This window comes from Desulfitibacter sp. BRH_c19 (assembly GCA_001515945.1).
GTDB lineage: Bacteria > Bacillota > DSM-16504 > Desulfitibacterales > Desulfitibacteraceae > Desulfitibacter.
This window is the reverse complement of the sequence record LOER01000031.1, coordinates 19,043-30,473: the sequence shown is the minus strand read 5'-3', so window position 1 is coordinate 30,473 and position 11,431 is coordinate 19,043. Positions and strand designations below refer to the sequence as shown.

The following is an 11,431-nucleotide window of genomic DNA, read 5'->3' as shown; positions in this document are numbered from 1 at the left end:
GCAACATTGAGGAAAAAATCATTGTACAAATATATCATGATTTTTGCACCACAATATTTATCACCAATCTATTCCACAAAATGTGTATTATCACAGCTATTAAAAAGGCTATAAAAATATTACCTATTAATATGTATGACCCATATGTAATTATACCCAAAATAGTATGAGAAGCAAGGCTTACTATAGCCACCGTGCTATTGTTTGTATTTCTATAGTCTATTAGTGCTTCTACAAAGCCAAATACAATATGGGTCAGAATTATGGAGGTATTAAAGAATAATGCCATTCCTGTTTTAAACAATTCTTCAGTAAAAGGCCCAAAGAATACTACTCCTTTAAGGCCTTCTTTTGAAAGAATTAATTTGTTAACAACCCATGCCATGAAACTAGCAAACAAACCCGTTAAGATAAAATCCATAGTTTTCTCCTGCTTTGTTTAATAGCTAAGTTCTATAGCTTTTATTATATAGATTCATAACTTTTTCTACATCCCCAGCTAGTAATTTTTCAACAGCTTCTGAAGCTTTAGGAATTACTTCTTTTATTATATCCCATTCAGTTTTGTTAAAAATACCTAAAACATGGTCTATTGCATGGTCTGCATCTCTACCTATTCCCACTTTGACCCGAATGATTTCATTAGTGGCTAGGTGATTAATAATGGATTGGATTCCCTTGTGTCCTCCTGAAGATCCCGCAGGCCTTATTCTAATTGTGCCCACTTCCAAATCTAGATCATCATAAACTATAATTACATCTTCTATAGGTATTTTATAAAAATTAACCAGACTACCAACACATACTCCACTTAAGTTCATATATGTCTGAGGTTTAACTAATATTACTTTTTCACCATGATAGTAGCTTTCAGCAATTAAACCCTTTTCTTTAGTCTTATTAAACTCTACGTTCCACATATCAGCAATGTAATCCACAACCATGAATCCTACATTGTGTCTAGTTGCCTCATATTTTTTTCCAGGATTACCCAATCCGGCAATTAATTTCACCTTATTCACCACCATAGTTAAAAACCTGGCATTATCACCAGGTTTTTAAAGGAATTGTATTCACTTTACTCGGCATCTTCAGCTTCTGGCGTCTCTTCTCCTAGACCTCCTGCTTCAGTTTCTTCCTCTTCAGTTTCTTCTGCTTGAGGTGAAGCTATACTAACAATTACCGTATTGGGGTCTTCAACAATTTCAACATCCTCAGTTGTTTGAATCTGAGAAACTAAGATACTATCCCCAATGTTAAGATTAGATATATCTACTTCAATTGAAGAAGGAATGTCACTAGGTAAACAACGAATATCCAGTTCCCTTAGCATGTGCTGGAGCATTCCACCTTCGGCTATTCCTATGCAATCTCCTACTAAAGAAATAGGAACAACTGTATTTAGCTTTTCTGACATAGACACTTGATAGAAGTCAATATGTGACAAAGTACCTTTAACTGGATGCCTTTGGACTTCTTTTAGAATAACATTATAATCTTCAATACTTCCTTCCTTATCCAAAGACATTCTTGCAAAAACGTTCTCTCCACCTTGAGCTATAATCTTGTCCATTTCCTTTTCAGAAACAACAATTGAAGTATTTTCAACTTCTTTACCGTATAATACGGCCGGAACGAAACTCTGTCCTCTCATTCTATTATTAGAACCTTTTGTTTGTTCACTACGCATTTTTGCTTCTATTAGTACAGTTTCCATTTTTTAACACCTCTTTAAAGATTCACTTTATTTATTAGTGTAACCTAATTTTAGCATAATACATCTAGCTTGTGAATATTATCTTCCAAAGGACTCTTGAAGGAGGATAATATGTCATGAAATTTACTGGTAAAAACGTTCAAGGTAAAATAATCATAAGTTTACAAAATGGACAACAAATTGGAAAACTCAAGGGACTTATTATCAACCCTGACAACATTACTGTTGCTGCCTTATTGCTTGAAAGCAAAGCACTTTTTAAAGATAAAATGATAATCTCCTATGATAAAGTACATAGCATTGATGAAATAATTACTGTTAAATATAGTAATTGTTTAGAAAGGGCATCTATAAAGTCACCCCTTGGAAAGCTAGTAAAACAAAAACTTAACTTTTTTGGAACACCAATAATCACAGAGGAGGGTTCCATTCTGGGATCGGTAGAAGATTTTATATTTGACGTTAAAACAGGTCAAATCAATAGTTTGCTAGTTAAAGGCAAAATTTATGAAAAAATCTTTAGGGGAAGTGCAGAACTACCTGTTTCTCAAGTTACTACCATTGGTAATGACGCCATCATAGCAAAAGCTGGTTCCAAGGAAGCACTTCTTTTATCAGAAGATGGTTTATCAGAAAAAATGGATTCATTAAAAGGCTCAAGTTCTAAATTATGGAACACAACAAAAGGTTCCACTATTAAATGGTCAAAACACTTATCAACCACTCTAAAAAACCTCACATCTCAAAAAGAAGAGAACCTCCAGGGCAATGATTGTTCCCCAGAAGAATTTACAGAAAATAAACAGGAAACACAAGACACTAAGAAATCCTAATCAAATAGCTTGCTTACTGATAGATGCTCATGTATTCTAATCATGGCTTCTCCTAATAAAGGTGCAATGGACAGCACCTTCATTTTGTTTGGTAATTTTGCTTCTTTGATAGGAATAGAGTTTGTAACCACAAACTCCTCAAATGGAGCATTTTCTATTCTCTCTAATGCTGGATCAGAAAGTACAGGATGGGTACAACAAGCATAAACCTTTTCGGCTCCCCTTTCTATCAAAGCAGCTGCACCGCCACATATGGTGCCGGCTGTATCTACAATATCATCAGTCATAATAACATTTTTCCCCTGTACCTTACCAATGATATTCATCACTTCCGCTTGATTCGGAGCAGGTCTTCTTTTATCAATAATTGCAATTTCAGATCCCAGCCTTTGCGCTAAATCCCTGGCCCTTGTAACACCACCAATATCAGGAGAAACAACAATAAAGTTTTCAAGTTTTTTCTTCTTAAAATATTCTGCCAAAATAGGTACACCAACTAGATGATCAAATGGTATATCAAAAAAGCCCTGAATTGCATTGGCATGTAAATCCATGGCAATCACTCTATTAGCACCTGCCGCAGTAATTAAATTAGCTACAAGCTTGGCAGATATTGGATCCCTAGCTTTAACCTTTCTTTCTTGACGTGCATAACCATAATAGGGAATTACAGCAGTTATTCTTTGAGCTGAGGCCCGTTTTAAAGCATCAATCATGATTAACAATTCCATAATATGCTCGTTGGCAGGACTGCTGGTAGGCTGAATTACATAAACGTCAGCTCCTCGTACGCTTTCATTTATTGCGATTGCAATTTCCCCATCTTTAAAACGTTGAATTTGTGAACAGCCAAGTGGCATACCCAGGTATTCAGATATTTCTTCTGCTAGACGAGGATGAGCATTACCAGTAAATAACTTTATCTTTTTTTTAAAACTATTCATTTTAAACCTCCGCTAACTCTACAAGATATGAACATAACAAGGTTCTATATTTTTTGACAAAATCCTCTATAATTCAACTTTTTATAATTTTTTCTTTTTATCTGCCCAATTCAATATGTTCCTCTGTTTTTGCCTAGCAACTGCTAAAGCTTCAGCTGGGACATCTCCCGTTATTGTAGAACCTGCTCCTATAGTTGCACTTTTTCCAATAGTAACCGGAGCTACTAAGCTTGTATTACTCCCTATAAATGATCCGTCCTCTAAGATAGTTTGCCACTTATCTTTACCGTCATAATTACAGGTGATTGTACCTGCACCTACATTAACATTCTCTCCAATATTGCAATCCCCTATATATGACAGGTGAGGAATTTTACTATTTCTATCCACAAAAGTCTTTTTCATTTCAACAAAGTCTCCAACTTTTACATTATCGGATAATTTTGTTCCTGGACGCAGATAACTAAATGGACCTATGGTACAATTTGAACCTATTTCTGCATCAATGGCTATTGTATTTTTAATATTAGTTGAATTATCTACAACAGTATTTTCTAATGTAGTATTTGGACCAATTAAACAATCTTCACCTATTTTAGTATTCCCTTTAAGATGACAAAAAGGAAAGACTACTGTATCCATACCTATTTCTACAGAATTTTCAATGTATGTAACCTCTGGATCAACAATGGTAACACCCTCTAGCATTAGTCTTTCATTTACCCTGTTTTTTATTACCTTTTCAGCTTGCGCTAACTGGATCCTGTTATTAATTCCCAAAATTTCAACCGGATTTTCAACAGGTATAGCTTCAACAGTTTGATTGTTTTTTACTAATATTTCTATAACATCAGTTAAATAGTATTCACCCTGCTTATTTTCAGGAGTGATTTCTTTAAGTGCTTTAAAGAGTAATTCCTTGTTAAAACAGTATGTGCCAGAATTTATTTCATTGATGTTTTTCTCTGTAAGAGATGCATCCTTTTCTTCAACTATTTTACTTACAAGACCCGCAGGGGTTCTCACTACTCTTCCATAATTTGTAGGATCGGAAATAATAGCTGACAAGATTGTTGCGGAAGCCTTTGTTGCCTGGTGGTGTAGCAGTAGCTTTTTTAAAGCTATTCCCGTTAATAATGGTGTGTCTCCACATAAAACAATAATAGTATCTATATCTTGACTAATGTAGTTTTCCCCTTGCATCACAGCATGACCTGTTCCAAGCTGCTCTTCCTGCAAAGCATAGTTAAACTTATCTCCCAATTTCGCTTTTATTTCATCTGCTTTATAGCCAACAACAATTACTGATTCCTTTATACCAACCTGTGAAGCAGCTTCACAAACATACCCTATAAGAGTTTTCCCAGAAACTTCATGTAAAACCTTTGGAATTTTTGATTTCATGCGAGTTCCTTTTCCAGCTGCCAGCACAATGGATGCTATCACTATTAAAACCCCCTTGAAGCACTTTTTAATAAAAATATCACATTTCTTTATAAAAATCCAGCAATCTATCACTTGAGCATCTTTTACAAAATATTTAAAAAAATTAAGGAGCTATATATGCTCCTTAATTAAAAACCTTACATTGCTTCATCATATGCTTTTAATACTGCAGACTGGATAGTCTCTCTGGCGGATGAACAAATTGGGTGAGCTATATCTCTAAACTCACCATCGGGCATCTTGCGACTAGGCATTGCGACAAATAAACCATTCTGTCCCTCTATAACTTTTACATCATGAATTACAAATGCATCATCCAAGGTTACAGATACAATAGCCTTCATCTTGCCATCTTGATTAATCTTTCTAATTCTTACATCGGTAATATTCAAGCCCTCACCACCCTTCATGCACATTACTAGTCGTAGTTATTAAATATTCTCTGCCTGGCATAAAATTCCTTCTTGTTTCCTTATAATTTTACTCAAAATTATAATATTTTAAACATTTTTACCAAAAAGTAGTGTATTTATCAATTTTTTGTGATTTAAAGGGTTGAAATAATAAATTTATCTTTTTCCAAGTCTTTAATATTTTTCATCTTTAAAAGTGAGTAGTAATCATTTACTAGTTTATTTTCTGGCTCAGTTGTACTTAGCAATACACCTATCCCTTTTACTTCTGCTTTAAATTCCTTCATTAAGCTTAAGCATCCGAGGATGGTACCTCCACCCTTCATGAAATCATCAATTATCAATACTGATGAGTTCTCCTGCATTGCTCTTCTGGGCAAAGACATGGTTTGGATTCTATTAGATGAGCCAGATACATAATTTATATTAACTGAGGTGCCCTCAGTTACTCTACTATGATCCCTAATTATCACCAATGGAACTTTAAAGACCTGTGCAGTCATTAGAGCAAGAGGTATTCCCTTTGTTTCTACAGTAACTATATAGTCTGGGTTTGAGTTCTTATATTTTGTAGCAAAAACTCTTCCTATCATCTGAGAATGATATGGATCAAAAATAATATCGCTAGTATAAAGGAATTCTCCAGGCATTATTCTATTAGGATCATTGAGCATATCTGCTATCTGACTTAAATACTCAGGTATGGCACTTTCTTTTACCCAAGGGTAGTATTTAATACCACCAGTAGCACCTGCTATGGTAACAATTTCACCCTGATGTTCACTTTCCATAGTTTCTTTAAAAAAGGTAATGTCCTCACTAATTGTAGACTTGGCAACACTAAACATATTTTCAAAATAATTTAAAGCAAACAATTTGCCAGGATTATCAAATAGAAACTTACTTATAATCAATAATCTTTCGGTTCTTCGTAGTTTGCTCATAAAACACCTAAAATTACTTTCTTTACAAGTTGTAAATCACTTGGTTTATCCACATCTATCCCAATCTCTGGATATGGACTAATTACCGCTCTAGCCTTGACATCAAGAAGCCCAGAAAATTTCTCCTCTGCCTCTTTTAAAGTAAGTCTTTTAGAAACCAGTTTTAGGATAAAAGTCCATCCAATTAGACTACTAAGTGCTAGTGGACTTTTCCTTAGCTTAACAAGCTTTTTACCTTTTTCAGCACATTTCTTAACTATTTTGGGATTAACAAAAAATGCATTGCCCCCTGTAAAAGTACCGTCTTTAATAGTCACATATGTTCTTTCAATACCAGGATATTTAGCCTCATTTACTTCCTTTGGTACAATTGGATAATAAATATCAATATCTTTTTCTTGACATGCTTCTAAAAAGCCCGTAATAGCGGTTGGATTGATAAGTGGTATATCAGCTGTGAGAATAAGTAATCTCCCCTGAGGTTTAAGTAATTCTAAACCATTAATAACACTATCAATGGCAGTTTTCCCTTCCTCTGCCACTAGTAAGTGTTTTTTATCTGCAAAAATATTTTTAAGCTCTATCGGCCCAACCACTACAATCTTATTAATGCCTGGCGTGTGTTCTAGTGCATTCACCACATATTCTACCATTACCTTATCACCTATTGGAATCAAGGCCTCTTTTGCCACTTCACTACATTTTTGCAGTTTATCATTATTATATCCTCCGGCTATCACAAGGGCATCTATCTGCATACATAAAGCTCCTTTCACTACAAAAACAATACCTATAAACTATTCTCTTTGACTTAGGAAAGCGGATTTGCTTTAAATGCTTCTAAAATACTATTCTCCGCATTTTCAATATGCTCCTTAGCAAGCCTCTGGGCTAATTCCACATTTCTTGCAGATATGGCGTCAACAAGCTCCTTGTGTTCTTCAAGAGTATCTTTAAGTCTTCCTGGTGATGCTAGTGACGCACTTCTATATCTCTGAATTTGTTCTCTTAAATTATTTAAAAACTGTACTAGTCTATCATTTCTACTAGCACTATAAATTATTTCATGAAACTCTGTATCATATTGTATGGTACCTTCTAAATCTGAGTTATCTACTGCCTTTTTAACCTCAACTAGCTTCCTTTCTAATTGTTCCACTTGTTCATCTACTATTCTTTGCGCTGCAAGTCCAGCAGCTAATGCCTCCATTGCGGCTCTTACTTCAAAAACCTGAGCAATATCCTTTAGAGAAATATCTGATACATAAGCACCTTTCCGAGGAATCATAATTACAAATCCTTCAATTTCCAGCTTTCTAATAGCCTCTCTCACAGGTGTTCTACTTACCCCTAATTCTTCAGCAACCTGCTGTTCCATTAATCTTTCTCCCGGCTTTAACTGACCATTAACAATAGCATCCTTAAGAGCTTCTAACACAATCTCTCTAAGGGGCTTATAGTTTTCGAGCTTTACAGGTGATAACCTTTGTCCCATATACAGACCCCTTCCTCAAATAGTCTTACATAAATATACTTCTGAATAAACATTTTTAAAATACTTACATATATCCTCTGCCTTATCCTTGGAGGAGCATATTGCAAATACTGTAGGACCACTTCCACACATATGTGCTCCATCTGCTCCTATTTCAAGCATTTTATTTTTAATTTCTGGAACTTCCTTTATCATTGAGCACGTAATAGGCTCTAAAACATTCCCCATAGACCTTAATAAACCTTGTAAATCATTATCCTCTATGGCCACAATAGCCTTTTCTATATCTGGCCTTGAACCTAGATTATTCAAGTCAACCTTAGCGTACACTTGTTTAGTACTAACTCCAATATTGGGCTTTACTAATATAATACTATACTCATTGATAGGAGAGATAATGTTTAACTTCTCCCCTATACCTGTGGCCAGCACAGTACCTCCCACCAAGCAATATGGAACATCAGCCCCAATGCCTTTAGCTATATGAATAAGCTGAGCTACTGTAAAATTTAAATTATATAAAATATTTATTCCATGTAAAACGGCCGCAGCATTCGAACTTCCACCAGCTAGTCCCGCAGCAACAGGAATATTTTTTCTAATCTTAATCCTTGCCCCTCCATTAAAACCAGCCCGCTGAAAAATAGCTTTTGCAGCCTTATATGCTAAATTACTTTCATTTAGCGGTACTGCAGGATGATTACATTCAATATGTATATTTTGGCTCTTTTCAATTTCTAGTTCATCACATAAATCTAAAGTTTGCATAATGCTCCTAAGATTATGATAACCATCAAGCCTTTTATTTACTATATCTAAGCATAGATTGATTTTTGCATATGATTTCAAATCAACTTTATTCACATCAATATATTCCCCTTAGCTATTTTTATTATTGTTATTCCTATAAATATACTTGTTTTAACTGCAAAATCCTTTTTTCAAATGGAAAAAAGGATTAAAATATTAGCCTTATTGGTAAATTAAAGAATAGTCTTCTTCTTGTAAAACAATATTTAGCGGTATATCTAGTGCGTAACCTATTGCTATACTTAACAGTATGCCTTTTATACTGTGGTCAAATACCCCATTTAACCTATAGTTTTCAGGACTCCCTACCGAATGTGAATTAGAACCCACCGCTAGTATAATCTCATCACCTTTCAAAAAGATTGCTTCCCCACCGAATGCTAAAAAGTATTTTAAAAAAATATTATCATCTCTTTCAGAAATACAGATCATGGGAATATTTCTGCGAGGTCTAAATTCTATTTTTGTACCTAGATTAACAATTACATTTTGTTTTTCAGGTGATAGAATTAGTGCTTCAGGCTCATAACCTAATAATCTTTCTGCTAAATTATTTGTTATACTCCTCCATTTAATGTCTTGTGAAATAAGCAAATGAATTACGTATTTTTCTATGTAGAGGTCTGGATGTAAAAATACTGTGGGCATAACACCAGGATTATACATTACTTTACTCCTTTGCAGCAATTTAGGAAAATGCATCCATTTGTATTCTTACCTGGCAAAAAATATTTATGCAGTTATACTGGTAATTTTATCTTCTCACCTGGCTCTATATCTGCCCCAATGGACTTTTTATTTATTCTAGCTAGTTTTTCGGAGGAAATGCCATATTCCTCTGCAAAGACATTTAAGGATTTCCTTTCCTTTACAATAACATCAAAAACATTAATTTGGGCAACTATAACTACTTCAATTTCTCTTGGAGAGTTTGGGTTAAACCTAAAGTCAACATATTCAACATCTACATCCACAAAGATCCTATGACTGGGTACTAAACCTGGAACCGGTACAAAATGAGTAAATGGTATTTCAGCATCTATAGCAAACACCCTTCTATCAGGTTCAGCTACATACAGTATGTTAACCAAAAATTTTCCAGAAATTATAACTTTTCCTTTTATAGCTTCCTTTTTAAAAATGATAACTTTATCAACCTTTACTTCTGCTACTTTGATAGCAGGTGGCTGCTTTTTTGGAATGAAAATAGTTTCTTGAACAAGAAATTGACTTTTTGCCTCAAAAAAGTCCTTTAGAATAATAATAACCCCTGCTTTACTAACCACAATAACTTCTATAAAGCCATCCTTTTCAACATCACCTTTTGCAAAACTTACTACAAATATGTCCATTTCTATCTTCTTAACAAGTACATATTCCCTACCTCGCAACTTGTATACATAAACATGTGCTCCAACAGATATGAATATCTCTGTTCCTCCATCCTTATCCCAGTCAGCAGTTTCAACGTCCTCGATTGCACCAGGAAATCCGCTACTAAGCCATTTTCTTGAAAATGTCTGCCCTGACACTCCAATAACAAGTAGCCTCCTCCTCTTGGAGGTAGCAATTATAATTTCATCCATATGATCGTTATCAACATCTTTAACTGTCAGAAGTCTATCTGCATTCATTCTTATTGTTCCTTGCATTACAATTTCAAGTTGGTCATTAGAAAGTACAAATAGGGTTAACTTGTCACCCCCAGGTGTAGCCACATATTCCAGCGTAACTAGTTGTTTTTTCGTTAGGCCAGCAACATTGCCAATCCTAACTTCTAAGTGCATCATTGAGGTTTTTTCAGCCGTCAAAACATAAGAACCAGCTTGATGCTTATATACTTTTATTCTTGTTCTACCTGCAACTACGACTATTTCGTCAACCATGTCTCCTGTTAAGTCACCTACGGTAATATCCGTTATTTCAGGCTCTATAACAGGTGAGATATAAATTCTTTCAAATCTTCCACCGATCCATTTAAAGACAACAAAGACATTACCTGATGCAACTACTATTTCTTTTCGTCCATCTCCATCTACATCTCCCACTACAGCTTTAGTAATCCTTCTTCCTAGATTTAAAGCAGATATTCTTCTGAAAATCTTCCCATCATACCGAAATATAAAAATGCTTCCAGTCGGATGTACAGCAACAACTTCCTCCTGTCCATTCCCAGTAATATCAGCTACAAAAATCTCAATATTCACAGGTAAATTATAGCCAGTCCAGACATAACCATAGTCCTGTATCTCTTCAGTCATTTCATTCACCCCTCTCCACATATTATATGTCTCAATAATGGTTATAGTTAAACAACCAGAGCCTAAGTTGCTCCTATATTTACACGTAATATTTTCCATATAAAATGCATAAAAAGAAGGTAATTTAAAATTAAAGGCGAAAATTTAAGATTACAGAGTATCTGGTTAAGGGAGGATTTTAGATGACAGAAGGGCCTAATTATTTAGTTAAAAATACTATGGAAATTCTCGTGTGGCAGATGGTTAATGATATTGTGCCAAAGTTTCCTGAGGTTTGTCGTTGCAATGGTTGTAGGAGTGACATAGTTGCACTTGCTCTCAATCAGCTTCCACCCATGTATGTAGCTACTGAAATAGGAGAGGTTTATAGTAAAAGTAATATTTTAGAAAGTCAATACCGGGCAGATATTATAGGGGCATTAACAAAAGCTATCGTAAAAGTTGCTGCTTCACCCAGATGTAGTAAATAGAAAAACAGTAGTCAGAATACAGGAGCCAGTACTCAGAAAAGAGGCAAAAACCATTTGCACAGTTTAGATTTTCTTCTGAATTCTGTATTCTGAATTCT

14 protein-coding genes are annotated in these 11,431 nt (G+C 34.7%); 2 read left to right on the top strand and 12 right to left on the bottom strand.

The features are described from left to right. Window positions 1–34: 34 nt before the first annotated feature. From APF76_15635 to APF76_15625, 3 genes are all read right to left on the bottom strand, one after another. On the bottom strand, window positions 35–421 hold the full coding sequence (locus APF76_15635) for a hypothetical protein (GenBank protein ID KUO50727.1): 387 nt from the start codon (window positions 419–421) through the stop codon (window positions 35–37). Window positions 422–446: 25 nt separating this feature from the next. Then, on the bottom strand, window positions 447–1,013 hold the full coding sequence (locus APF76_15630; protein KUO50726.1) for a peptidyl-tRNA hydrolase: 567 nt from the start codon (window positions 1,011–1,013) through the stop codon (window positions 447–449). A gap of 65 nt (window positions 1,014–1,078) precedes the next feature. After that, window positions 1,079–1,717, bottom strand: coding sequence for a hypothetical protein (locus tag APF76_15625; protein ID KUO50725.1), 639 nt, complete (start codon window positions 1,715–1,717; stop codon window positions 1,079–1,081). A 116-nt stretch (window positions 1,718–1,833) separates the two neighbouring features. Between APF76_15625 and APF76_15620 the strand changes: the two genes are divergently transcribed. After that, window positions 1,834–2,550: a hypothetical protein gene (locus APF76_15620; protein KUO50724.1), complete on the top strand. Its 717-nt coding sequence runs from the start codon at window positions 1,834–1,836 to the stop codon at window positions 2,548–2,550. Here the strand turns inward: APF76_15620 and APF76_15615 are convergent. The 9 genes from APF76_15615 to APF76_15575 form a co-directional block, all read right to left on the bottom strand. Continuing rightward, complete coding sequence (locus APF76_15615; protein ID KUO50723.1) at window positions 2,547–3,494, bottom strand: ribose-phosphate pyrophosphokinase; 948 nt, start codon at window positions 3,492–3,494, stop codon at window positions 2,547–2,549. The two genes, APF76_15620 and APF76_15615, sit on opposite strands and share 4 nt — an antisense overlap. An 81-nt stretch (window positions 3,495–3,575) precedes the next feature. Then, window positions 3,576–4,943 (bottom strand): bifunctional N-acetylglucosamine-1-phosphate uridyltransferase/glucosamine-1-phosphate acetyltransferase, encoded by a 1,368-nt coding sequence (gene glmU / locus APF76_15610; protein ID KUO50768.1) that lies wholly within the window; start codon window positions 4,941–4,943, stop codon window positions 3,576–3,578. Between the two features lie 134 nt (window positions 4,944–5,077). Further along, window positions 5,078–5,332, bottom strand: coding sequence for a transcriptional regulator (locus APF76_15605; protein KUO50722.1), 255 nt, complete (start codon window positions 5,330–5,332; stop codon window positions 5,078–5,080). Between the two features lie 155 nt (window positions 5,333–5,487). Further along, the gene (locus APF76_15600) at window positions 5,488–6,297 is read right to left on the bottom strand and encodes a hypothetical protein (GenBank protein KUO50721.1); all 810 of its coding nucleotides are present in this window, start codon (window positions 6,295–6,297) and stop codon (window positions 5,488–5,490) included. Continuing rightward, window positions 6,294–7,055: a hypothetical protein gene (locus APF76_15595; protein ID KUO50720.1), complete on the bottom strand. Its 762-nt coding sequence runs from the start codon at window positions 7,053–7,055 to the stop codon at window positions 6,294–6,296. The genes APF76_15600 and APF76_15595 overlap by 4 nt, the downstream gene beginning before the upstream one ends. 53 nt (window positions 7,056–7,108) lie before the next feature. Then, window positions 7,109–7,792, bottom strand: coding sequence for a GntR family transcriptional regulator (locus tag APF76_15590; protein ID KUO50719.1), 684 nt, complete (start codon window positions 7,790–7,792; stop codon window positions 7,109–7,111). 15 nt (window positions 7,793–7,807) lie between these two features. Further along, a complete protein-coding gene (locus APF76_15585) occupies window positions 7,808–8,656 on the bottom strand; it encodes a hypothetical protein (GenBank protein KUO50718.1) in 849 nt (282 codons plus the stop codon). Between the two features lie 108 nt (window positions 8,657–8,764). Then, a complete protein-coding gene (locus tag APF76_15580; protein ID KUO50717.1) occupies window positions 8,765–9,268 on the bottom strand; it encodes a hypothetical protein in 504 nt (167 codons plus the stop codon). A gap of 74 nt (window positions 9,269–9,342) precedes the next feature. Further along, window positions 9,343–10,863, bottom strand: coding sequence for a hypothetical protein (locus APF76_15575; GenBank protein KUO50716.1), 1,521 nt, complete (start codon window positions 10,861–10,863; stop codon window positions 9,343–9,345). Window positions 10,864–11,045: 182 nt separating this feature from the next. Between APF76_15575 and APF76_15570 the strand changes: the two genes are divergently transcribed. After that, complete coding sequence (locus APF76_15570; protein KUO50715.1) at window positions 11,046–11,333, top strand: hypothetical protein; 288 nt, start codon at window positions 11,046–11,048, stop codon at window positions 11,331–11,333. Window positions 11,334–11,431: the final 98 nt, after the last annotated feature.